This is a genomic window from Bradyrhizobium sp. NBAIM18, assembly GCF_020193825.1.
GTDB classification, from domain to species: domain Bacteria; phylum Pseudomonadota; class Alphaproteobacteria; order Rhizobiales; family Xanthobacteraceae; genus Bradyrhizobium; species Bradyrhizobium yuanmingense.
The window spans coordinates 148,487-171,605 of the sequence record NZ_JADYVO010000013.1 but is presented as its reverse complement, the minus strand read 5'-3'; the positions used below and the strand labels follow the sequence as shown (position 1 = coordinate 171,605).

Here is a 23,119-nt window from a genome sequence, read left to right as displayed (position 1 = left end):
ATCCGGGGACCTACTTCATTGTGCTTGTAGGGTCGATAGTGGTCGAAACTGCGGGCTGGTTGAGCCGAGCCTGCAGCGTTCCGTGCTCTAGCTCGTCTTCCCACCAGGATACGAACACGGCCGCGATGCCATTGCCGATGATGTTGGTCAGGGCACGCACCTCGCTCATGAACTTGTCGATCGAAAACACGATTGCCATGCCCGGCACAAGCGCTGGGTTTACCACCGACAATGTCGCAGCGAGGGTGATGAAGCCAGCGCCGGTGACGCCGCTTGCTCCCTTCGACGTTAGCATTGCCACAAGCAAGATCGTCAGCTGCTGGTTAAAGGAGAGATCGACGCCGAGTGCCTGGGCAATGAACAATGTTGCAAGTGTCATATAGATGTTGGTGCCGTCGAGGTTGAAGGAATAGCCAGTTGGCACCACCAGTCCGACGACCGTCTTGGAGCAGCCCAGCCGCTCGAGCTTCTCCATCAATTGCGGCAGTGCGCTTTCGGAGGACGAAGTACCGAGCACGATCAGAATCTCGCCTTTGATATAGAGGAGGAACTTGAAAATTGAAAAGCCGACGAGGCGCGCGATCAGGCCGAGCACCACCACAACAAACAGCGCGGCAGTTGCGTAAAACAGCGCGATCAGGCCGATCAAATTACCGAGTGCTGCCGGCCCAAACTTGCCGACCGTGAACGCCATGGCGCCGAAGGCGCCGACCGGGGCGGCTTTCATTACAATAGCGATTACGCCGAACACTGCGTGCGCGACGTCGTCAATCATGCCGCGCAGCCGCTCCCCACGCTTTCCCAGAGCCATCAAAGAAAAGCCGAAAAGGATCGCGAACAGGAGAACCTGCAGAACATCCCCGCGAGCGAAGGCGCCGACCACGCTATCGGGAATGATGTTGAGAAAAAAGTCGACGGTCTTCGAAGCTTCCGCCTGCTTGACGTAATTGGCGACCGCCGCAGCATCCGGCTTGACCGCAAGGCCATGGCCGATTTGGACGAGATTGCCCATAACAAGGCCCAACAGCAAGGCAAAGCTGGAGACGATCTCGAAATAGAACAGCGCCTTGAGGCCGACGGATCCAACTTTCTTCGCATCCTGAATATGCGCAATACCAGATGTGACGGTGCAGAAAATAATCGGCGCGATCACCATCTTGATGAGCTTGATGAACCCGTCACCGAGAGCCTTAATCCAGTCGTTGGTGGCTAGAGATGGCCAGAGGCAGCCGACCACGGCGCCCATAAAGATCGCGATCAGCACCTGAACGTAGAGTATCTTATACCAAGCTTGCGACGCGCGTACAGGCGCCGCAGTTGCCATGGTGGTCATGACGCTTCCTTCCCGAATATACTCGAATGTGAGCCGCCGCGCTTCAGAGGCGGCAGCGTCATACGAGACTCATCATTTTAGCCGTGTCCGATTGAAGACGGTTCCGGGAGCCGGCGCGTCCTTCCAAAGGCAGGCGTGTAGTTACGTTGTCCATTCTCGTTAAGCAAGATATGCACCAGATGCCTAAACTGCGGCCGATTGATTAGTCGTGGACAAGTCGTCTGCCTGGGCGCATTGGCTGAGTCGAGCGCGGACCGCATTCGCAAGGTCGAACAAAATAATTGCAGCGTAGCGCACATTGGCGGAGTTACGTCTCGACTGGGAGCCTTAGCGTGATCGATATGCACACAGTGCTGAGATCGATGCAACAACACGTGGCATCGGTAAAATCGATAGTTTGGATTGCACGCATTTGCCGGATGGAAGCGCGGCTTGGAAAACAAGATTGTTCGTAAAAGCCATTTGTCTCCAGGCCTGTGCTGACGATCCGCATTGGCCAGGGCGGTCACGAGGCCGGCTTCGCTCGCGGCCCCTCGCGCCTTTTGCGCCGTCGCAGAAGCAGCTTACAACGAGTTCTCGGCTATCCGTTCGTGTTGCTGCCAAACGGCCGGCTTCCTGCGGTCCGCTCCACTACTGGCGCGGCGAGCCGTCGACCAACCACACAGGCATCTCTTCGGCTGACAATTTCTAACGCTTCGTTGCAGGGCCGTCTCGCTGTCTGCTCGGAAACAAAGGTGCCGGAAACCTAACAGAGTGTTAGGTCCACTCCAAAGTGACGTCGCCGTCCACGCGAATTTCTCTCGCTGAGCATAGAGCTGCCACTGTTCGCACCCGGCACAGGAATTGCTGATGACAAATGAGAAGTTGCCGCCGTCGCATGAACCGAAGCGGAGCTGCCACAGGAGTTGTCGATGAGGCTTGCGATGCCGCTCTTGCTCGCACAAACGAAGCGCGTGAATTTGGCGGCCGCCACGAGCTGCCGCGCGACCAACTGGCGATTCGCGCCACCGCGCTGCGTGAGCCGCACGTGCAGGCCATCACTGTCAGGATACGTCGGCCCGCGCTCCCTGGCGGGCTGACGCAGATGGATGTGGTTTGGGCAGAGATTTCGCAATCCCTTGCGCTCACGATTGAGCTCGCCAGCTTGACGACCGTGATCCTTCTCTTGATTGGTGTGCCCCTGGCTTGATGGCTAGCGCGCTCAAAGACCTTTGCGGGCGAGGCGGTGGCCACGTTGATCGCCCTGCCGCTGGTGCTGCCGCCAACGGCTCTCGGCTTTTGCGTCCTCGTTTTGCTCGGCCCCCACGGACCGGGTGGCGTTCTCGCCTCTTTCTGGGGGGAGCGCACGCTGGCCTTTACTTTCGCCGGAATCGTGGTCGGATCGGTCCTCTCGGCGCTGCCGTTGGTCGTGCAGCCGATCCGTAACGCCTTTGTTGCGATAGGCGATTTCCCCTTGGAGACGACCGGGCGCGTTTCGCCGTTGTATGCCTTCATCGCCATCACCGCGCCACTGGCGCGATTGGAATTTGTTAAAGCCGCCGTGGTTGGCTTTTCTCATACGATCGGCACATTCGGCGTCGTGATGATGATCGGCGGCAATATTCCTGGGCGCACCAAGGTGTTGTCGGCCTACGTCGTAGACTACGTCCAAGCGTCGCGCTGGCGTGAGGCAAGTGTGGTTGCTGGTGGTATGGTGATGTTCGCCTTTGCGACAATCTTCACTTTGGCGCTCATCGACAGACACTGTGCCAGGAGGGGCACCTAATCGTCTTAGGACTGCCGCCCGACATCCGATAATGCGGGCGGCAGTCTTGCAAACTGGGCCCATCCATCCTTCCGAGGGTACAATGAACAAGCTTGCTATCGCCACGGCAGCCGCTGGATTCGCTCTCAATTCGGTGCACTCCGCGCCTCTGCCCGAAGCGGCGGCCGATGAGGTCGGCGTTTCTCAGCAGCGCCTTGGGGGAGCGCGCATTGCGGTGCCCGTCAACTGCACCAATTCTATTCGACAATCGGGCTGACGAGTGTCGCGATTGTAGGTTAGTCTCCGTGCAGTGGTGAACCTTCATGCTGAGTTGTTCAAGTGCTCACATCTCCGCAACTGAACCATTAGCATGACAGATCCATGGCAAAGCTACTGGCAGGTGGCCAGGTTCACAATTTCGCAAATCTCAGCGGTCGCTTGATGTCTTAAGGGTTTCGCTTCGCTGGCCTGGTTCTTGCTAAACCGCCAGCAATTCGTAACGGCCACGACTACTCACTTGGAAGGTTTCATGGCTGATGCAACGGAAACGTTCTACAGCGTGATCAGACGTCAGGGTATCACGCGCCGTAGTTTCCACAAATTCTGTAGTGTGACGGCCGCGAGCTTGGGACTTGGTTCGCTCACCGCAAGCAGTATTGCCCAGGCCCTGGAAACCAAGCCGCGTGTGCCCGTCATCTGGTTGCACGGGCTCGAGTGTACCTGTTGCTCGGAAAGCTTTATCCGCTCGGGCCATCCCTTGATCAAAGACGCGCTGCTGTCGATGATTTCGCTCGACTACGACGATACGATCATGGCGGCGGCTGGACACCAGGCTGAGGCCATCCTGGAAGAAACTCGTGCCAAGTACAAAGGCAGGTATGTGCTCGCAGTCGAAGGCAATCCACCGTTGAAGGAGGGTGGCATGTTCTGCATTGACGGCGGCAAACCGTTCGTTGAAAAGCTCAGGTCGATGGCGGAAGAGGCCATGGCGGTTATCGCTTGGGGCACGTGTGCGTCCTGGGGATGCGTGCAAGCGGCCAAGCCCAATCCGACTGGCGCGGCGCCAATCGATAAGGTGCTCACCAACAAGCCCATCATCAAGGTGCCCGGGTGCCCTCCTATCGCAGAGATCATGAGTGGTCTCGTGACTTTCATCATCACATTCGGAAAGCTTCCGGAGCTCGATCGCCAAGGACGTCCGAGTATGTTTTATTCCGAGCGCATTCACGACAAGTGCTATCGGCGTTCCCATTTCGACGCTGGCCAATTCGTCGAAGCGTGGGACGATACGTACGCCCGCAAGGGCTATTGCCTGTACAAGATGGGCTGCAAGGGGCCAACCACCTACAATGCCTGTTCGGCCGTTCGGTGGAACGGCGGCGTTTCATTTCCCATTCAATCCGGCCACGGCTGCCTCGGCTGTTCCGAGGACGGCTTCTGGGACAAAGGGTCATTTTACGACCGACTTACAACCATCAAGCAGTTCGGCATTGAGGAGAACGCCGACAAGATCGGCATGGCCGCTGCCGGCGTGGTCGGGCTAACCGTCGCTGCCCATGCGGCGGTCACCGCCGTGAATCGGTGGACTCACAACCCGGATCGCGCGGCCGATAAAGGCAAACCGAGTTGAGGAGACACGACGGTGGCCGTCCAGACGCCGAATGGGTTCAGTCTCGATCCTTCCGGCAGGCGAATCGTCATCGATCCGCTGACGCGGATCGAAGGCCACCTGCGCGTCGAAGCCAATCTCGATTCCGACAATGTAATCCGCAATGCGGTCTCAAGCGGGACGATGTGGCGTGGCATCGAAGTCATCCTGCGCGGGCGCGATCCGCGCGACGCCTGGGCGTTCACCGAGCGGATCTGCGGGGTCTGCACCGGCACCCATGCGCTCGCCTCCGTGCGCGCGGTTGAAAATGCACTAGGAATTACGATTCCGGAGAATGCCAATTCGATCCGTAACATCATGCAGTTGTGCTTGCTCGTGCATGATCACCTCGTACATTTCTATCACTTGCATGCGTTGGATTGGGTCGACGTGGTTTCCGCGCTCAACGCCGATCCCAAGTCGACCTCCGCACTGGCGCAGTCTATCTCGCCCTGGCCGCTGTCATCCCCCGGCTATTTCAGAGATTTTCAGATCCGGCTCAACAAATTCTTCGGGTCAGGGCAACTCGGTCCGTTCAAGAATGGCTATTGGGGGCATCCAGCCTACAAGCTACCACCGGAAGCAAACCTGATGGCGGTAGCTCATTATATGGAAGCGCTCGACTTCCAGAAGGAGATCGTCAAGATCCAAGCTATCTATGGTGGCAAGAACCCGCATCCGAACTGGCTGGTCGGCGGCGTACCCTGCGCGATCAACATCGACGGAATCGGTGCGGTGGGCGCGATCAATATGGAACGACTGAATATCGTGTCCTCGATCGTCGCCCGCTCGATCGAGTTTGTCGAGCAGGTCTATCTACCCGACATTGCTGCAATCTGCTCGTTCTATAAGGACTGGCTCCACGGCGGTGGTCTTTCGAGCAAAAGCGTGATGTCCTATGGCGACATCCCCGAAAACGCCAATGACTGTTCTGCGAAAAGTCTCAAGCTGCCGCGCGGGGTCATTCTTAATGGCAATCTCAAGGAGATACTGCCGATCGACCATGGCGATCCCGAGCAGATCCAGGAATTCGTCGCGCATTCATGGTATAAATACCCCAGCGATTGCGGTGGGCTGCATCCCTGGGACGGCATCACCGAGCCGAGCTTTGAACTTGGGCCAGAATTCAAGGGCAGCAAGACAGATATCAAGGAACTCGACGAAGGCAGCAAGTATTCCTGGATCAAAGCGCCGCGCTGGCGCGGCCACGCCGTCGAGGTCGGGCCGTTGGCGCGATACATCATTGGTTATGCACAAGGCAAAGCCGAGTTCAAGGATCCCGCCGAGAGACTGCTCAAGGGGCTCAATCTCCCTCTGACTGCGCTGTTCTCGACGCTTGGCCGTACAGCGGCGCGGGCGCTCGAATGCCAGTGGGCGGCGCATCAGATGCGTTATTTTCAGGATAAGCTCGTAGTCCAGCTCAGGGCAGGCAATACGGCAACTGCCGACGTTAGCAGGTGGGACCCGGAAAGCTGGCGTAAGGAGGCCAAGGGTTACGGGTTCACTGAGGCGCCTCGCGGTGCACTCGGCCACTGGATCAAGATCAAGGACGCTAAGATCGACAATTATCAATGTGTCGTTCCGACGACGTGGAACGGATCTCCTCGGGATTCCAAAGGCAATATTGGCGCTTTTGAAGCTTCGCTGATCGGTACCCCGATGGCCGATCCGCAGCGACCCCTGGAGATCTTGCGCACCATCCATTCCTTTGACCCGTGCTTGGCTTGCTCGACCCACGTGATGAGTCCTGAGGGCCAAGAAATGGCTTCAGTCAAAGTGCGTTAGGTCCATGCTGAATAGGGCTCGGAAGCTCCTCGCCGCCGACGATGCTGCACCGACTGATCGTAGCATTGGCGGTGGCGTCGCCTACGTTTATGCGCCGGTGCGACTGTGGCATTGGGCTAACGCGGCGGCCATTCTGGTACTAAGTTTAACCGGCTACCTTATTGGGACCGGCACACCAGCGATGAAGGGAGAGGCAAGCGGCAATTTCCTGTTCGGCTATATCCGCTTTGCCCATTTCTCGGCGGGATATGTGGCCAGCGTTGGCTTTCTTCTGCGCATCTACTGGGCCTTGATGGGAAATGCGCATGCCGTCCAGATCTTTTGCGTGCCGCTCTGGCGCGGGTGCTTCTGGCGGGAGGTGTATCAGGAGATACTCTGGTATGCGTTCCTTACAGGGGATCCTGACAGGCGCCCCGGGCACGATCGCCTTGCTCAGCTCGCAATGTTCTTCATGTTTACACAGACGATCACGTTCATGGTCGTCACTGGGTTTGCACTTTATGGGCAAGGTGCCGGTACTGACAGCTGGCAGTACAAGGTGTTCGGCTGGGTGTTTTCAATCTGGCCGAACAGTCAGGACGTCCACACCTTGCATCATCTCGGCCTGTGGGTCATCGTGATGTTCGCGCTGGTCCACATCTACGCGGTGATCCGGGAATACATCATATCGCGGCGCAGCTTCTTTTCCAAAAGATCGGCTGAGCGCGGGTTTGGCGATTGACCGGGAAGCGAATGCTCAACCCGAAAGACAAAAAACGGATCCTCGTGCTCGGCATCGGCAATATCCTGTGGGCCGATGAGGGCTTCGGCGTGCGAGTGGTCGAAGAGTTTCATAGCCGCTACGCCGTCGATAATAATGTCACCGTCCTCGATGGCGGTACCCAGGGACTCTACCTCGTCAGTTTTCTTGAACAGGCCGATTGCCTGGTCGTGTTCGATGCCATCGACTATGGATTGCCGCCCGGGCAGTTGGAGCTGGTACGAGATGGCGAAGTGCCAAAGTTTACTGGTGCCAAGAAAGTGAGCCTGCATCAGACCGGTTTTCAGGAGGTCTTGAGCGCGGCCGATTTTCTTGGCCGCCGCCCGCGAGAGCTCGCTCTCATCGGCTGTCAGCCATTGGACCTGGAGACTTGGGGCGGTCCTCTGACCGCGCCGGTGCGCTTTCAGATTGCGCCTGCGATTGAACTGGCTTGTAAGCTCCTAGCGCAGTGGGGCTCGCCGGCAAAACCGCGGGGAGCGCCGCTGCCTGCATCAGAACGGCTGTTGGCGAACAGCATCGACGATGCGAATTATGAGATGAGGGCGCAGCCCGTCTAGCGGCCTGCGACTGACAATGTGCCTTGGCCTGCCAATGACGATTGCCGAGACCGACGGTATCACGGCGCTGTGCGAGTATGGCAATGAACAGCGGCGCGTCTCGGTCATGCTGCTCGCCGATGTACCGGTCGGCGCCAAGGTGCTCGTTCATATCGACAGCGCGGTGCGGGTTTTGGACGACAATGAAGCAAGACTGATCTCGGAAGCACTTGTCGGGCTTGAGGCCAGCCTCAACGGCCAGGACATCGATCGATTCTTTGCGGACTTGATCGGTCACGAGCCACAATTGCCGGAGCACTTACGCTAGCCCTTCCGCTCGCTTGCGCCGACTGAAGGGATCTCACAGTTCGAATTCCAATCGCACGTAACGTTTGCCTGGAAAATATCAGGCGCTTCGCCGTTGGTCCGAGTGCGAGGCGCGGCCAGAGCATGATTGGCATGCGCCTTGCTAACCGCCTGCTAGCAGAAACGAACAACATGAGAAAGGCGTCTGATGAAATTGCAGCCGGCGCAGCATGGTTCGGCGCGACCCCCTCCGTCCGACGTGGAGGGCGTCAGCGTCGATGCGCGCCTAGCCGCGCACGCTCAAGTGGGGGTGACTGTGATGCCGCTGTCGGCGGCCGAGCTCCGGATCATCCAGCTCGCATTCTTCCTTCTTGAAGTTGTCAAGAGGTTTCGGCAAGGCACGCAAGGCGCAGTGGTTTTCCGCATCGTTAATGGCACACGAGTCGGCAGGCTCGGTCGACGTAGACCGTCGACGCCGAACCCATGCTCTAGGCACGATGAACTCTGCCTGATCGGCAAGAGATCGGGCCGTTTGCTTGCGATCAACCGCATCTCCGTACCGATCATTAGGGCACACGCCGCCAGCACTTGCGTCGGCAAGTGCATTGCCCCTCGATGCGGACAACGGAACCTCGTATCATGAAACCAGCGATCTCCGTTGTATCCGGCGGCGCCGACCGGGCCACGAGCGACCTTGCCACTGGCTCTGCAAGTCTCGATGTATTCCATACCGGCCCCATGAGTGCGCTCGCCGGCGGCGCCTGGCGCGATGCGGACGAGCGTGGAAGTAACTATCCGAACGCCACCTTGCTGTTAGCAAACGCCGCTGCTGCCGTTCGCGGTCAGAGAAGCGGTGCTCGGACACAACTGTACGGACTCGCAAATCTTAGCGATGGCGAACGCAAGTTGATCGACGAATTGCTCGGAGAAGGTGAGGTGGCCGGCGTCGTTGCGCTGCCAGATGGCTCTTTGGCGCAAATCCGGGAGTCTGTGCTTGCGGGAATCTGGCGCTTGCGCATCGGCACCGAGCCCGCGCATGAATATGTTGAGGTCGGGTCGATTCCGCAGATTGTTCGGCGTGCCGCAACTGACCTGACGTCCGCCGATCTTGTGATCGGCATGCCGCCGAATGGCGCGATGAACGTTCAACCGGTGCTGGCCGAAATACGCGAGCGGGCGAGGGTCTGGCGATTAGGCATGCACGCCCATGTCATCAATCTGACGTCACTGCCAATGAGCATTATGGATTTGGCATTCCTACAGCAAAGCTTGGGCAATGGACCGGTCCAACTCATGTTGCACGGCTACGGCACCTGCCGAGTGCAGGCGACCGGGACCAGGAATGTCTGGTCCGTGCAGTTCTTCAATTCTACGGACGACATCATCCTTGATACGCTGGAGATCGGCGGCGTGCCGATTGTTGCGTTGGCTGCCGATGAGGATTTCCAGGACTCAGCCGAGCGCATGCAGGAAATTATCGAGGCGTACTTCACATGAAGACGTCGGGCATTCGGCATCGGGTGGGATCCCGCAGACGGCGCATGCGCATGGACTATAGCTTGCGCGGGATGATGGCGGAGTGTTGCGCATGAGCCTTGTTGCCCGCAACAAAATCGATGTCCACATATTGCTAGCTGCCGACGTAGTCGCCTCGGTCGAGATCCTGCCGCGAGTCCGGCCACCGCTGGCGCGGGTGTTCGCCGGAAAGGAGCCCTCGACAGTGCTGACCGTGCTGCCGCGGCTTTTCGCGTTGTGTGTCGCTGCGCAGAAAACTGCATTATTGTCCGCCCTCGAGACGGCGCGCGACGAAGTGATCACCCGCGCAACAAGGCAGCAGCGGATTGCACTTATCGTTACTGAGCGCATCGCGGATTTGGCACGGAGCCTTTTTGTCGGACATCTTACGTTAGATGTCGCCAGTGCGGCAGCAATCCGCTCCCTGATGTCGGAACTGTCAGCGTTTGTCCGCTCCGCACAGCCAGCCTGGAGCTCCGCTCAACGCGAAGCAACCGCGCGGATTGTCGCTGCGCTGGCCGCGCTCGGTCTACATGAGGGGGAGGCGCTGAGGTCTGGTAGCCCGCTGGCGCTTCGCGTTGCGGCGCTTAATGACGTCGACGTGAAGTCAATCCCGGCGGGGCACCCATTCCTGTCTGTTGCTGACGACCTCAACATCACGAAACGGTTGCTCGGGGATGACTCGACGTTCTGCTATTGTCCCGATGTTGACGGACATGTGCCCGAGACGGGTCCATGGGCGCGCCAGGTCAGCCGGGATCGGCTCCCGCTGGGACCCTTCGGTGCGGCCGAGCGGCTGATGGCCAGAATTAATGAAATCCTCCGGCTATGTGCCTGGCTCAAGGCCGGCGCTCAGATTGGTGCCGCGGAGCATGGGATCATCGAAAGATATAAGCTAGGGCCGCGCCGTGCAGCGGCCGCGGTCGAATGCGCTAGGGGCCGTCTCTACCACGCGGTTGAACTCGATGCTCAGGGCCGAATATCCCGCTTCGAATTCCTTGCGCCGACGGAGTGGAATTTCCACCGGCGCGGACCGCTTGTACGGAACCTGCAAGGCGCGGTGCTGACGGCTCGAAGACGCGAAGATGCAGTTCATGCGGTGATTGCATCGCTCGATCCGTGCGTCGCGTTCACCCTCAACCTTAGCGAAGTTCGCGATGCATGAAATGGCGATTTGTCTTGGCATCATTCAGATCGTCGAGGAGAAGGTACACGAGCGATCCTCTTCGCGGGTGCGGAGCATCTGTCTGGAGATGGGAGCGCTGAGTCATGCGGCGCCTGAAGCGATCAGGTTCTGCTTTGCTGCCGCTGCAAGGCGGACCATTGCCGAGGGCGCGGCTCTTAACATCGTCGAACTGCCAGGCGTTGCCTGGTGCATGAGCTGTTCGAAGAGCGTCGAAATTACTCGGCGCGGTGAGTGCTGCCCTTGCTGCGGCAGCTATCACCTGCAGGTGACCGCGGGCGAACAGATGCGCGTGAAAGAGCTGGAGATCGATTGATGTGTACTCTTTGCGGCTGCCACCAAGGGACGCCGTCCACAAAACGCGCCGAGCCGAATGATGCGGAGATGCATGAGCGATCCCTTCAGGACGATCGAGATTGCCATTCTACCCTTCCACCGGGCGAGCGACGGCCGCCGCCGTCAAACCACCCTGGTGATAGCTATAATCGCTCTCCTCGCTCAGCCAATCACCAGCCGCATAACGCGCAGGCGCGTCCGAGCGGCGTCGATCCGCCTGATTTGAGGGGCTGTGGCAAGAGCACAAAGCGGCTCGTTGAGATTGAGCGCGATATTCTGGACAAGAATAATGGAATTGCGGCGAACAATCGCGCGCTCTTCGTAGCCGATGACCTGCTTGTATTTAATCTATTGTCCAGCCCCGGTGCTGGCAAAACGACACTGCTCGTCCGCGCGGTGTCCGAGCTCAAGCGCAGCCGGTGGGTCGGGGTCATCGAAGGGGACCAGCAGACCTCGAACGATGCCAAACGTATTCAGGCCGCCGGCGTCCCAGCCGTTCAAATCAATACCGGCAAGAATTGTCATCTCGACGCTGCAATGATCGGCGAGGCTTATCGCTGCCTGCCGCTGCTCTCGGGCGGTATTCTCTTCATCGAGAACGTGGGTAATCTGATCTGTCCCGCTGCCTTCGATCTTGGCGAAACCTGCAAAATCGTAGTGTTCTCGATTACTGAAGGTGAAGACAAGCCGCTCAAATATCCTGATGTGTTTGCCGCTTCGTCGCTCATGGTGATTAACAAGATTGATCTAGCGTCGCTGCTCGAATTCGATGTGGACAAGGCCATCGAATACGCCAGACGGGTCAACCCAAAGATCGACGTGATTGTAGTTTCGGCTCGGACTGGCGAAGGCTTTGCCGCGCTCTACGCCTGGATCGATAGACAGGCGGGCCGTCAGAGGCACGCGTTCGAGGACAAAGGGCAATGAGCGCCGCAGCCACCTGCGACGGAACACGGCTGCGCGTGGTCGTGAGTGGGGCAGTGCAGGGGGTCGGCTTTCGTCCTTACGTCTATGGACTTGCCGTTCGGTACGGATTGGCGGGGTTTGTCATCAATGGCCCTGAGGGGGTTATCATCGAGGTTGAGGGCCACCGCGCCTCGGAGTTTGTCGCCACGTTGCCGCTCGAGGCGCCTCCATTGGCACGCATAGTCGACATCTGCGTTCGCGAGACTACGGCGCTCGCAGCGAAGGGCTTTTCGATCGGTACGAGCGAAGCCGGCAAATTGTCAACGCAGATCGTCGCTGACGCCGCGGTCTGCCAGCAATGCCTCAAAGAGCTATTCGATCCAGAAAATCGGCATTACCTCTACCCCTTCATCAGTTGCTGCCATTGCGGCCCACGCTACACCATCGCCGAACGGCTTCCGTACGATCGCCGCAACACTGTGATGAGGGCTTTTAGTTTGTGCGCCGCGTGCGCGGCTGACTATGCCGATCCGGCAAGCCGCAGGTTTCACGCGGAGGCGATCGCGTGCCCAGCATGCGGTCCTCGGCTCAGCCATGGGATCAGCGATATTGTCGCGGCAATCGCGCGGGGGCAGATCGTGGCGATAAAGGGGCTGGGCGGATACCAGCTTCTTTGCGATGCGCGTAATCAGGATGCCGTGCAGCGTTTGCGCAGGAGAAAGCACCGCCTTCAGAAGCCGTTCGCGGTTTTGGTCGACTCCGTCGAGCGCGTCAGCGAGATCGCGGAGGCGAACGCGCCCGAGCTAGCGCTGCTAAAATCCGTAGCACGTCCCATCGTCCTCCTGCCATCGCGCAACAATCTGGCGCCCGCCATAGCACCTGGTTTATCGCGAGTTGGTATCATGCTGCCCGTAGTGCCGCTGCATCACCTCATCTTCCATGCGCTTCGCTCGCCAGGTGCACGTGCGGGGTCTAGCCCGGTCATGGTGGCCACCAGTGCCAATCTTTGCGGCGAACCGCTCCTGATTGACAACGCGCAGGCGCTGCGGCGGCTCAAGGGAATCGCCGATCTTGTCGTGACCCATGATCGCGATATCTTGACGCGTGCTGATGATTCCGTGGTTTCGGTGGTGGCTGGCCGGCCGCAATTCGTTCGTCGTGCCCGTGGCTATGTTCCCGAGCCGATCCGGCTTGCGAGATCCGTCCCGCCCGTGCTCGCCGTCGGCGGCGAACTGAAATCGACCGTCACCATCACCCGGGACAACCAAGCGTTCGTCTCTCAGCATATTGGCGATCTAAATTCGGCCGAAGGCATCCGTGCGTTCGAGAAGACGATCCGACACCTCACATCGAGCCTTGACGTGGAACCTGTCGCTTTCGCCCATGATCTGCATCCCCATATGGCTTCTACCCGCTTTGCGCAAGCAAATGCTCGCGCGCTGATCGCGGTCCAGCATCACCACGCACACGCTGCCGCAGTGATCGCCGAGCATGGGCATGTGGGACCAGCGCTTGCCCTGGTGCTCGATGGCCATGGCTTCGGCTCCGACGGCGGTAACTGGGGTGGCGAACTATTGTTGTGCGAAGGGACGTGGTCCCGTCGCATCGGGCACTTAGCGCCTCTGCAGATGCCTGGTGGAGATCGTGCAGCCCGCGAGCCGTGGCGTATGGCGAGCTCAGTCTTACACGGGCTCGGCAGGGGCAACGAAATCGGGCAGCGTTTTGCGGCACAACGGCAAGCCGCGTATGTGTCGGACTTGCTCGATCAGCCGGGCGGGATCACCACGACCAGTGCGGGACGGTTGTTCGACGCGGCAGCGGCGCTGCTCGGGATTGGGCATTTGCAGAGCTATGAGGGCGAAGCAGCGATGAAGCTCGAAGCGCTGGTGCGGCGGGCAGCGATTCTCGAAGCCGGCTGGACGATCGATGGCGGCGTGCTGTCGCTTCATCCGCTATTTTCGCGGTTGATTGCTGATGACATTGACGCCGCAGGCGGAGCCGGGCTGTTTCATGGCACTTTCGTCGCCGCCTGCGTCGACTGGGTCACGTGCGCCGCGCGGACAACCGGCGTCAACACCGTCGTTCTGAGCGGGGGCTGCTTCCTGAACGCGGTGCTCGCGGACGAGATCCCGCGCGGTTGCAGCGCTGCCGGTCTTACACCGTTGGTGCCGCGGCGGCTGCCGCCCAGTGATGGCGGTTTGAGCCTTGGCCAAGCCTGGATTGCCGCTCTACAGATTGCTCAACAGTCGTCCGCCGGGAGAGGATCTGCCTGACATGTGTCTTTCGGTTCCGGCGAGGATCGCGAAAATTCTACCCAACGACGTGGCTCTCGTGTCGATCGACGGCATCAGCCTGGAGATATCGATTGCCCTCGTCGACGAGCTCGATGTCGGCGATTACGTCCTCGTCCATGTCGGCTACGCGCTCGCCAAGATCGATCCGACAGAAGCCAAACGCACGCTGGAGCTCCTGCAGGAGCTAGGCAGCGCCGCGCAGGAACGCCGGTCATGAAATATTCTGATGAATTTCGCGACAGGATCATCGCGCAGGGACTTGCGCGTGCGATTGACGCTGAGGTGAGTTCGCAAAGAGCCTATCGGTTCATGGAATTTTGCGGCGGACACACTCATGCGATCTCCCGCTATGGCCTCGAGGATCTGCTGCCCGCGAACGTCCGGATGATCCACGGGCCCGGTTGTCCCGTCTGCGTTCTGCCCGCAAGCCGAATCGACATGGCGATCCGGCTCGTCGACCGACCAGAGGTCACTCTCTGCGTCTACGGCGACTTGATGCGCGCGCCCGGGTCGCAAGGACAGTCCCTGTTGCGAGCCAAAGCGCTGGGCGCTGACATTCGGATGGTTTACTCGACGCTCGACGCTATCCGGCTCGCCGAACAGATGCCGGGCCGCGAGGTGGTCTTCTTTGCCATCGGATTTGAGACCACGACACCCCCAACGGCGAACATGATCCGGATTGCCGAGAGCAAGCGGATGGAGGGCCTGAGCGTGTTCTGCAATCACGTGCTTACACCCTCTGCGATGCACAGCATTCTCGAGAACCCGAAGATCCGCAACACCGGTGGCGTCCCAATTGACGGCTTCATCGGGCCTGCACATGTCAGCACCATTATCGGTACGCAGCCTTACGAGCCGCTGGCAGAACAGTTCGAGAAGCCGATCGTGGTTGCGGGATTTGAGCCCCTCGACGTGCTGCAAGCTATATTGATGCTGGTGCGGCAAGTGAATCAACACCGCTATGAGGTAGAAAACCAATACAGCCGTGCAGTGACACGCGAAGGCAATCGGCGCGCCAAGGGCGAGGTGTCGCAGGTATTCGAACTGCGTGATCAGTTTGAATGGCGGGGGCTTGGACTCGTACCCAACAGCGGACTGAAGCTGAAGCGGTCTTATGCAAAATTCGACGCCGAGACACGTTTTGCGACCCGCGACATGCCTGTCGCAGACAATCCGGCGTGCGAGTGCTGTGCGATCCTGCGTGGCGCCAAACGGCCGGTCGATTGCAAGTTGTTTGGAAACATCTGCACGCCGGAAACGCCGATAGGAGCCTGCATGGTGTCATCAGAAGGGGCTTGTGCGGCGTATTGGACCTATGGCCGAGTTCGCGATGAACAGGTGAGGCAGAGGTCATGAGCGTGAAATCCTATCCACGCAAGCTCGACGTAAAGAACGGGCGCGTTGAACTTTCCCACGGATCCGGGGGCCGTGCCATGGCACAGCTGATCTCCGACCTTTTTCACCAAGCCTTCGGTAATGAATGGCTCGCCCGCTGCAATGATCAGTCGGCGTTTGACGTTTCGGCAGGCAGGATGGTGATGACGACCGACGGCTATGTGGTTTCACCACTGTTCTTTCCCGGCGGCAATATCGGGTCATTGGCTGTGCACGGCACGATTAATGATGTCGCGATGTCTGGTGCGCGTCCCCTCTATCTGTCAGCCAGCTTTATCATCGAGGAGGGTTTCCGGTTTTCGGATCTGAAGACGATCGCGGATTCGATGGGCGCGGCAGCACGCGGGGCCGGCGTTTACATCATTGCCGGGGACACCAAGGTCGTCGAGCGCGGCAAGGCAGACGGTCTGTTCATCTCTGTGGCCGGGATCGGGCTTGTGGCCGATGGGCTGGATCTGTCCGCCGACAAGGTAAGGGTCGGGGATCGTGTGCTGGTGTCCGGAAGCCTCGGCGACCATGGGGTGGCGATCATGTCAAAACGTCAGAACGTCGCTTTTCAAACCGAAATCGTCTCGGACTCAGCAGCGTTGCATCATCTCGTAGCGGTCATGATTGCCGCCGGCGGTGGCGGCATCCGGGTGATGCGCGACCCCACGCGCGGCGGGCTCGCTGCGACTCTCAACGAGATTGCGCATCAATCCGACCTCGGGTTCCATTTGCAGGAATCAACCATTCCGGTGAAGCCTGCGGTTGCGGCTGCCTGCGAACTTCTTGGACTAGAGCCGATCCATGTCGCCAACGAGGGCAAGCTCGTTGCGATCGTCGCGCCTGATGCGGCCGATGCCGTACTTGCTGCCATGAAGGCGCACCCGCTCGGGTCCGATGCAGCTGATATTGGCGAGGCGGTGGCTGACGATCACAAATTTGTGCAGATAACCACCTGTTTCGGCGGCCGACGCCTCGTCGACTGGCTGTGGGGCGAACAATTGCCTAGGATCTGTTGAACAGGGTGCGCACTCTGCGGCTGACGGCGTTTCAGAAACGTCCACTGATACAGCTCCTTCACGCCTTCGACGTCCACGACCTCGGCGGTGGCCCGCAAGACGTGGCAGCGAAGGTGCTCGCCTCCGACCACGCCCACCGTCCTTCGGTCGAGTGGAAGGACTCGCATGCCCGTCGCAAGGCTAACCGGCTCATTCATGATTCCACCGCCCTGGTCGAGCGCGGTTATCTGAAACTTCTACGCGGCGTGTGAACGGCCCCAATCCCCAAAGCCATCGTCCCGGTAAATTAACCCGCGCCCGCTGGTAGCGACTGGCTTCCCATGGTTGCGACCCTGTTCCTCGAGAAGGCGCTCGATCGGCGCAACGCTGATCGTGCACGGCCGCAACTCGCACGAGCAGCAACCGAATCCGCCTAACTGCCGCCGACTCCCATACAGCCAGCCTCAGCAGCGGAAGAGGCCGACCGGAAGGTCGTCGCCCACAGAACGAGCGTAACTCTCGAGAGCGAGCCTGTGGCTGCCAACTGGCTGCCACAGGGATGAACCACGACTTCACGGGAGGTCCGGCGAGAAGTTCGCAAGTTGGATTCAGGCTACAGCTCTTCTAGTATTGCCGTATACAGTAGTCTCGAACTGAAGATAGCTTCCGACCGAAGGTTGGGTCGGCAAAGGGCAAGATCTGTGTTGCCCGGTAGCCGCCAATCCCATTTCAGCGGTCGATCCAATAGCAAAGGTTGGCGCGACCGGCCTAGGTGAGCGCACCAGCGAGGCGCCCCGTAACGGCATCCTGCTCATTGACCATAAACGTGAGAGCCCAACCCTTCGGCATTCCCGGGAAGAACTCGGCATAATTCGACAGATTTGGGATGACGCTTGGCAGGCCTTGATCTTCATGCTGGCAGGCAAGCCGTTTCTGGCCGCCATCTCGACTGTCTCCTTCTTGAGGACGCGCCGCACGAGCCCTGTCCGTCGTTCAACCACATACGGATGAACTTGGCACAATCCAGGGCCGTCTGCGTGTGTCAATCGGCAAAGGATGTCTATGATCGGTGATTTTCCATATCGCAGCGGCTTTGAGGACTGTTCAGGCTAGGGTGGTGGGTTTACCTAAGGCTGCGTGGCAGGCGACTTTCAGGGAGGGGGAACGTCGACGTTGAGGCAGGCTCTGCTGTTTGACCCCAAAGGAGATCCGATCCGGCAAGACCACAAAGTCTTGTCAACGACTGGGACGAGATCCGCGACTGGTCGAACCAGGTCTATATGCCACACCGCGTATCCCCCACGGGCAAGCTGGCCCGCCCCGGATTCCACTATGCACTCGGCGCAGATCGGGCGGATTACTGTCACCCGCTTTACCTACGGCATTCCCGTCAATATCAAGGAGTCGCAGGACGCGGGCCATGCGGTTGTCCTGACAACGATCGGTGACAACGCAACGCACTTCGTCGATGCGACCCGAGCTGAGGCAATCGCCATCGGCGAGAGCTCCGCCGTCGATTGCAGCCGAACAGACTACAATGTCGACTTCGATCCTGATCATCTCCAGCTCAATCTGACCATCCCGCACAGCGTGCTCGAGCGGGTTTGTCGCGACTGGTTCGGCTTCGTGCCGGACAATGTGCTCTGCCAATACAAGACCCGGATCGGAGGCAACAATTCGAGCTGGTTGGCTTTGATGGAATACATCGTGCGCTGCATCACCGATGCGCCCAGCTGTCTTTGCACGTGACCGCGTCGGGCGACACCTCGAGCAGACGATCTGTATCCACTTGTTGAACGAATGGGCCAGCCGCGCCGATCTGGACCGAGAGAACCCCCGCAAGCGGCTTGCCCCTCGCGCGGTCAGGCTTGCTGAACAATATATGGCCATCATGCGCCGAGTGCATTTCTTCGGGAGTAGCGACATGCAAGGCGTCAGGCGCGATCTGTGCGGTTCGGCTCCGGGACAGAGCGTGTCGAGTGTGGCCTATGCCTGGGCTACATAAACCTAGGCGAGTTCGCGCGCGCTTACCGCGCACGATTTGGCGAGCGACCACCGGAAACGCTCTGGCGCCGTTGACTCCCCAGACCATCGTCGGCTCCGCACCCGCTTGCTGTTTGAGTTTAGCGCCACGTCTCGGCGTTTGCTGGGCCACGGACAGCGGGTCGGCTGGCTCAGCCCGGCAAATTGCGCCGCCTGCCCAATTATGATGATGCATCGATCCCGGGCGCTCCCGAACTTGAGGCCAGATCACGTCGAAGAACGCGAGGAAGAACTAGGATCTGTACCTAATTAGCGAACCCTGATTGGTTCGCACCGAGTTGATTCGGCGCAGTGGACTTCGATGCGCAAAGGGCTGTTCTGGCTCAACGACAAGCAGTGGCCTCAGATAAAGCCGCATCTGCCCACGAACCAGCCTGGCCCGGCGCGCGATGACGATTGACGCATCATCAGCGGCATCATTCACATGCTTCAGTGCGGCGCACGCTGGCGCGATTGCCCGCCAGACTATGTTCCGTACACGACGATCTGCAATCGTTTTAATCGCTGGGCCAAGCGCGGACATTGGCAGGCGATCTTTAAAGCACTCGTCCGCTGCGGCAACAGCGCCCTTCCGTATCCGGGCGGGGCTTCGTTCATTTCGTTTGATCCTTGTGAGGCTGGCGTGACGTTTTGCGGAATAGCCGCGGCATGAGGTCTTCGATCCTGCTATGGGGATGCCGTTCAAGTACTTTGAAGGTCTGCTGCGAGATAGACAGTAGCTTTCTGCGTCCGAAAGCCGATATGAGAAGTAGGAGAGTATATCTTTGGAGGAAGGCGCGGAGCTCGCGCCGGGACTGCCGTTTTTGAGACGATACCGACAAAGTTGGTGGGATTGTCGTGCTTGAAACCAAGTTCAGGTGCTTCTCGGCCTCGGGCGGCTGGAGATTCCATCTGCTTTGATTGGCCTGCCTCTTGCAAAGTTCAGGCAAGTCGCAGACGCGATCTCTCATGTGACTCTTTGAGACCAAATCCAGCGCTTCGTAGCTTCCGTCCAGTTCGCAAGAGCTTGGCCGGCCGACCCAGTCCAGGACATGCCCCTAAATAAGTCGCTCCTCCTCGCGCATCACTCTCCATGACATGTTATCCTCGGCGTTTCCCCATACCTTAGTGGCCAGCGTGTCGGCAGGTGATCCTTTTCTTTGGCTTGAGAGGAGGAAGGCGCCGCGCGCATTGAGGTGGGCTCGCAAAGAGACCCGTAAGACACTAGTGACCCTACAATCGGATTGGCGCTATAGGCGCTTCCACCAGGGCGCGCTCACCATCAGGAAGGGCCGAGACGACATCCCGAAGGTTTCCTTGGGATGGCGCGGCCTAGACAATTTCACCCGAGACGAGAAGCACGTGCGCGGCATCTGGCGTCGTACCACGCTTGATAGCTATCGCACCAAAGAGCCGCAATGGGAAACTATTTTGGACGTGGACGCGTTAGCTGCGAAGGAGAAGAAGAATTGGGTTTTTAACGGAGACACCAGATGCCTACAGCCGGAAGAGCGGCTGTGCTTGGTCAAACTTTTCGATGGCGGAAGGGAAGCTGCATTTGTACGCGAGTTTGACCAAGATATGAAGGCCTTCGTCAAAACCGGCTTCAATCTCCCTGAGGGAAAGCAGGATGTCGACTGGGTAGACCGCGACACTATTCTGGTTGCGCGAGATTGGGGCAAAGGGACCATGACACGTGCCGGTCATCCCTTCGTCTTGAAGGAGGTCAAGCGCTCTCAGCCGCTCGCGCAAGCACGCGAGGTCTTTCGCGGCGAACGGACCGATTATAGGGTTGAGCCATTCGTGCTGCGAGACAATGAGGGCGCGGTCCATGCGACCGGCGCCATACGAGTCACGAGCCGCGATGAGCGGGAGTATATACTCCTGGGACCCAAGGGACCAATCAAGCTCCGTCTGCCCAAGCGCGCGGAGATCGGCGGCATCACCGGTGGCCGCCTGCTCATTAAACTTGATAAAGGCCTTGATGAAGATTGGGCGCCGTTCGGTGGCGCCGGCTTCAGGGGCGGCTCGATGATCTCGTATGATTTGGCGGAATGGAAGCGGGATCCGCTGCATGCCAGGCCCTCGCTTGTCTTTCAGCCCGGGCCTCGACAGGAACTCAGCGGCTTCCTCATCAGCAAGAGCTTGTTGATACTCACAGTCCTTGACAATCTTCAGGGCAAGGCATTCACCTACAGGTACGACCGCGGCACTTGGCGGGTCACGTCCATTCCACTTCCAGAAAATGCGAATGTCAGCCTGTTAACCGCTTCCGATGCTTCCGATCGAGTAGTGTTCACCGTCTCCAACTACCTCAAGCCGACGTCACTCTGGTACTTTGACGCCGAGACCGAACACCTTGAGTCCTTGAAGGTCGCGCGTGAAAGCTTCAACGCGTCTCAACATGTCGTTCAGCAACTCGAGGCGACCTCGCGCGACGGAACGCGTATTCCTTACTTTTTGGTGCGGCCCCGTAACGCCCGTCTCGACGGTTCAATTCCTACTCTTCTCTATGGCTATGGCGGCTTTGGGCATCCCCTCCTGCCGTCCTATGATGGGGTCATGGGACGACTCTGGCTCGAACAGGGCAACGCATATGTCGTCGCGAACCTGCGCGGCGGCGGCGGGCTAGGGCCGCACTGGCACGAGGCTGCCCAGGGAGCGTCGAAGCAGCGCACATGGGAGGACTTCATCGCAGTTGCGGAGGACCTGATCAGGCGGAAGGTCACAAGTCCGCGGCGGCTGGGAGTGGTCGGCGCCAGCCAAGGAGGCCTGCTGGTGGGAACCGCGCTGACCCGGCGCCCCGATCTCTTCAATGCAGCGATCGCGCGGGTACCGTTGTTCGACATGCTTCGGTTCACCAAGCTGACATTGGGCGCGCTCTGGAGGGGTGAATATGGCGATCCCGCCATTCCCGACCAACGCGAATGGATCCAGCGTTACTCGCCTTATCAGAAGCTGGTGCCAGGCAGAACCTATCCGGCTCCGTTCATTCTCAGCGCGACTAACGACGACATCGTACATCCAGCACACGGCCGCAAGGCAGCCGCCAGGCTGCGTGCGCTTGGCCAGCCGTATTTCTACTATGAGGATTTCAACGGCGGACATGGGCCCGCCACTCCTATCGAAAGTGCTCGCCAGGATGCGCTCATCTACATCTATGCACATCGGCGGCTTGTCGATGGTGGGTGAAGTGGAGCACGATCTGCTCGTCAGTTGTTACTTTCACCAACGCTGACTAACGTCAGCTCGTGCAGCCCTCGGCAGCTTTGAGAACTTCTCAGTGGAGGCAAAGTGGCAGTCGGCTGGAGACCCTTTCGATATTCAGGCAGCGCGCAAGGGAAGTCGCTAATTAGGCTCAGACCCCGCATGCCGACCAGCGCCTTGAAAAGCGGTGCCGGGTAATGAGCCATCGTTCGGCCGGCGCCTCCTAGGGTCTGTACCTAATTAGCGAACTCTGATTCCTTCGCACCGAGTTGATTCGGCGGGCGGCTTCGATGCGCAAAGGGCTGTTCTGGCTCAACCACAAGCAGTGGGCTCAGATAAAGCCGCATCTGCCCACGAACCAGACTGGCCCGGCGCGCGATGACGATCGGCGCATCATCAGCGTACCATTCACATGCTTCAGTGCGGCGCACGCTGGCGCGATTGCCCGCGCGACTATGGTCCGTACACGACGATCTACAATCGTTTCAATCGCCGGCCCAACCGCGGACATTGACAGGCGATCTTTGAAGCACTCGCCCGCTGCGGCAAGGACGGCGTGACTTTGTCCATCGACTCCATCACGATCAAAGCGCATCGCTCGGCGAGCGGCGGAAAAGGGCGAGCATGAACAGGCGATCGGCCGCTCGCGCGGTGGGCGGACCACCAAAATCCACGCGCTGAGCGACCCTGATTGCAGGCCTTGCGCATTTGATCTCACTCCATGGCAAGCCGCAGATCTTACTGCAGGTCGGCCCTCTTGGAACTCGCGCCGCCGATGTCTACCCTCTTTGGCGACAAAGGCTACGACGGCGTCGGCTTTCGTGCCGAAATCGTCAATCGCGGCGCAAAGCCCGTCACTCCAAACAAATCCGACGGGTAACCCTCCACACCTTCAGTAAGCGTGCCTACAAAAGGCGCAACGTTCTCGAGCGCTGTTTCAGCCGTCTAAGGATTTCAGGCGTGTCGCAACCCGATGACAAACTCGCCAGGAATTTCTTGGCTACCATCCACCTCGCCGCCATCACTGCCTATTGGATTACTTCAGCCTGAACCCTAACAGTCGAGTTATAGCCAGTGTTTTGACAAGCCTGGCCCATGGCATGAGTTGACGCATGAAAACTCGTGCGATTGTGGCCTCGAATGTGCGTCGGATCCGCTGAGATCAA

Annotated in this window: 18 protein-coding genes and 3 pseudogenes; 20 read left to right on the top strand and 1 reads right to left on the bottom strand. The window is 59.2% G+C overall.

Annotation, left to right across the window (positions count from 1 at the left end; translation table 11 throughout):
* Positions 1 to 10: 10 nt before the first annotated feature.
* Complete coding sequence (dctA, locus tag I6F17_RS25750; RefSeq protein ID WP_225124680.1) at positions 11 to 1,333, bottom strand: C4-dicarboxylate transporter DctA; 1,323 nt, start codon at positions 1,331 to 1,333, stop codon at positions 11 to 13.
* Between the two features lie 1,084 nt (positions 1,334 to 2,417).
* On the opposite strand from dctA, the pseudogene I6F17_RS25745 reads away from it, so the two are divergent.
* The 20 genes and pseudogenes from I6F17_RS25745 to I6F17_RS25645 all read left to right on the top strand — a co-directional run bounded on the left by I6F17_RS25745 (position 2,418) and on the right by I6F17_RS25645 (position 23,003).
* A pseudogene (locus I6F17_RS25745) lies at positions 2,418 to 3,098 on the top strand (molybdenum ABC transporter permease).
* Positions 3,099 to 3,180: 82 nt separating this feature from the next.
* On the top strand, positions 3,181 to 3,354 hold the full coding sequence (locus tag I6F17_RS25740; protein ID WP_225124679.1) for a hypothetical protein: 174 nt from the start codon (positions 3,181 to 3,183) through the stop codon (positions 3,352 to 3,354).
* Between the two features lie 252 nt (positions 3,355 to 3,606).
* Positions 3,607 to 4,707: a hydrogenase small subunit gene (locus I6F17_RS25735; RefSeq protein WP_035999169.1), complete on the top strand. Its 1,101-nt coding sequence runs from the start codon at positions 3,607 to 3,609 to the stop codon at positions 4,705 to 4,707.
* Between the two features lie 12 nt (positions 4,708 to 4,719).
* Positions 4,720 to 6,510 carry a nickel-dependent hydrogenase large subunit gene (locus I6F17_RS25730; protein ID WP_225124678.1) on the top strand — a complete coding sequence of 597 codons (1,791 nt, stop codon included), beginning with the start codon at positions 4,720 to 4,722 and terminating at the stop codon, positions 6,508 to 6,510.
* Between the two features lie 4 nt (positions 6,511 to 6,514).
* A complete protein-coding gene (cybH, locus tag I6F17_RS25725) occupies positions 6,515 to 7,231 on the top strand; it encodes a Ni/Fe-hydrogenase, b-type cytochrome subunit (protein ID WP_035999123.1) in 717 nt (238 codons plus the stop codon).
* A gap of 11 nt (positions 7,232 to 7,242) precedes the next feature.
* Positions 7,243 to 7,827: a HyaD/HybD family hydrogenase maturation endopeptidase gene (locus tag I6F17_RS25720; RefSeq protein WP_225124677.1), complete on the top strand. Its 585-nt coding sequence runs from the start codon at positions 7,243 to 7,245 to the stop codon at positions 7,825 to 7,827.
* A 16-nt stretch (positions 7,828 to 7,843) separates the two neighbouring features.
* Positions 7,844 to 8,134, top strand: coding sequence for a HypC/HybG/HupF family hydrogenase formation chaperone (locus I6F17_RS25715; protein ID WP_035999129.1), 291 nt, complete (start codon positions 7,844 to 7,846; stop codon positions 8,132 to 8,134).
* Between the two features lie 617 nt (positions 8,135 to 8,751).
* Positions 8,752 to 9,609, top strand: a complete 858-nt coding sequence (locus I6F17_RS25710) for a hydrogenase expression/formation protein (protein ID WP_225124676.1) — start codon at positions 8,752 to 8,754, stop codon at positions 9,607 to 9,609.
* 91 nt (positions 9,610 to 9,700) lie between these two features.
* A complete protein-coding gene (locus I6F17_RS25705; RefSeq protein WP_225124675.1) occupies positions 9,701 to 10,792 on the top strand; it encodes a hypothetical protein in 1,092 nt (363 codons plus the stop codon).
* Entirely contained in the window at positions 10,785 to 11,126 is a 342-nt protein-coding gene (gene hypA / locus I6F17_RS25700) for a hydrogenase maturation nickel metallochaperone HypA (RefSeq protein WP_225124674.1), read from the top strand. Before I6F17_RS25705 ends, hypA begins: the two co-directional genes overlap by 8 nt.
* Positions 11,127 to 11,194: 68 nt before the next feature.
* A complete protein-coding gene (gene hypB, locus I6F17_RS25695) occupies positions 11,195 to 12,073 on the top strand; it encodes a hydrogenase nickel incorporation protein HypB (RefSeq protein ID WP_225124673.1) in 879 nt (292 codons plus the stop codon).
* A complete protein-coding gene (gene hypF, locus I6F17_RS25690) occupies positions 12,070 to 14,325 on the top strand; it encodes a carbamoyltransferase HypF (protein WP_225124672.1) in 2,256 nt (751 codons plus the stop codon). Before hypB ends, hypF begins: the two co-directional genes overlap by 4 nt.
* 1 nt (position 14,326) lies before the next feature.
* Positions 14,327 to 14,563 (top strand): HypC/HybG/HupF family hydrogenase formation chaperone, encoded by a 237-nt coding sequence (locus I6F17_RS25685; protein WP_225124671.1) that lies wholly within the window; start codon positions 14,327 to 14,329, stop codon positions 14,561 to 14,563.
* Positions 14,560 to 15,702 carry a hydrogenase formation protein HypD gene (hypD, locus tag I6F17_RS25680; protein ID WP_225124670.1) on the top strand — a complete coding sequence of 381 codons (1,143 nt, stop codon included), beginning with the start codon at positions 14,560 to 14,562 and terminating at the stop codon, positions 15,700 to 15,702. The genes I6F17_RS25685 and hypD overlap by 4 nt, the downstream gene beginning before the upstream one ends.
* Positions 15,699 to 16,745 (top strand): hydrogenase expression/formation protein HypE, encoded by a 1,047-nt coding sequence (gene hypE, locus I6F17_RS25675; RefSeq protein ID WP_225124669.1) that lies wholly within the window; start codon positions 15,699 to 15,701, stop codon positions 16,743 to 16,745. Before hypD ends, hypE begins: the two co-directional genes overlap by 4 nt.
* A gap of 5 nt (positions 16,746 to 16,750) precedes the next feature.
* Entirely contained in the window at positions 16,751 to 16,996 is a 246-nt protein-coding gene (locus I6F17_RS25670; protein WP_225124710.1) for a DUF2285 domain-containing protein, read from the top strand.
* Between the two features lie 1,060 nt (positions 16,997 to 18,056).
* Positions 18,057 to 18,473, top strand: a complete 417-nt coding sequence (locus I6F17_RS25660) for a hypothetical protein (protein WP_249782648.1) — start codon at positions 18,057 to 18,059, stop codon at positions 18,471 to 18,473.
* 595 nt (positions 18,474 to 19,068) lie between these two features.
* Positions 19,069 to 19,326: pseudogene (locus I6F17_RS25655) on the top strand (transposase); the annotation flags it as partial.
* A gap of 518 nt (positions 19,327 to 19,844) precedes the next feature.
* Positions 19,845 to 21,938 carry a prolyl oligopeptidase family serine peptidase gene (locus I6F17_RS25650; RefSeq protein WP_225124667.1) on the top strand — a complete coding sequence of 698 codons (2,094 nt, stop codon included), beginning with the start codon at positions 19,845 to 19,847 and terminating at the stop codon, positions 21,936 to 21,938.
* A gap of 305 nt (positions 21,939 to 22,243) precedes the next feature.
* A pseudogene (locus I6F17_RS25645) lies at positions 22,244 to 23,003 on the top strand (IS5 family transposase).
* Positions 23,004 to 23,119 lie beyond the last annotated feature (116 nt).

Bases quoted from the DNA above. Each gene is read 5' to 3' on its own strand.
- I6F17_RS25650 (WP_225124667.1), top strand. From the start codon at position 19,845: ATGTTATCCTCGGCGTTTCCCCATACCTTAGTGGCCAGCGTGTCGGCA.
- dctA (WP_225124680.1), bottom strand. From the start codon at position 1,333: ATGACCACCATGGCAACTGCGGCGCCTGTACGCGCGTCGCAAGCTTGG.
- I6F17_RS25660 (WP_249782648.1), top strand. From the start codon at position 18,057: ATGCACTCGGCGCAGATCGGGCGGATTACTGTCACCCGCTTTACCTAC.
- I6F17_RS25735 (WP_035999169.1), top strand. From the start codon at position 3,607: ATGGCTGATGCAACGGAAACGTTCTACAGCGTGATCAGACGTCAGGGT.
- cybH (WP_035999123.1), top strand. From the start codon at position 6,515: ATGCTGAATAGGGCTCGGAAGCTCCTCGCCGCCGACGATGCTGCACCG.
- I6F17_RS25710 (WP_225124676.1), top strand. From the start codon at position 8,752: ATGAAACCAGCGATCTCCGTTGTATCCGGCGGCGCCGACCGGGCCACG.
- hypB (WP_225124673.1), top strand. From the start codon at position 11,195: ATGCATGAGCGATCCCTTCAGGACGATCGAGATTGCCATTCTACCCTT.
- hypE (WP_225124669.1), top strand. From the start codon at position 15,699: ATGAGCGTGAAATCCTATCCACGCAAGCTCGACGTAAAGAACGGGCGC.
- hypF (WP_225124672.1), top strand. From the start codon at position 12,070: ATGAGCGCCGCAGCCACCTGCGACGGAACACGGCTGCGCGTGGTCGTG.
- hypD (WP_225124670.1), top strand. From the start codon at position 14,560: ATGAAATATTCTGATGAATTTCGCGACAGGATCATCGCGCAGGGACTT.
- I6F17_RS25715 (WP_035999129.1), top strand. From the start codon at position 7,844: ATGTGCCTTGGCCTGCCAATGACGATTGCCGAGACCGACGGTATCACG.
- I6F17_RS25685 (WP_225124671.1), top strand. From the start codon at position 14,327: ATGTGTCTTTCGGTTCCGGCGAGGATCGCGAAAATTCTACCCAACGAC.
- I6F17_RS25720 (WP_225124677.1), top strand. From the start codon at position 7,243: ATGCTCAACCCGAAAGACAAAAAACGGATCCTCGTGCTCGGCATCGGC.
- I6F17_RS25705 (WP_225124675.1), top strand. From the start codon at position 9,701: ATGAGCCTTGTTGCCCGCAACAAAATCGATGTCCACATATTGCTAGCT.
- hypA (WP_225124674.1), top strand. From the start codon at position 10,785: ATGCATGAAATGGCGATTTGTCTTGGCATCATTCAGATCGTCGAGGAG.
- I6F17_RS25740 (WP_225124679.1), top strand. From the start codon at position 3,181: ATGAACAAGCTTGCTATCGCCACGGCAGCCGCTGGATTCGCTCTCAAT.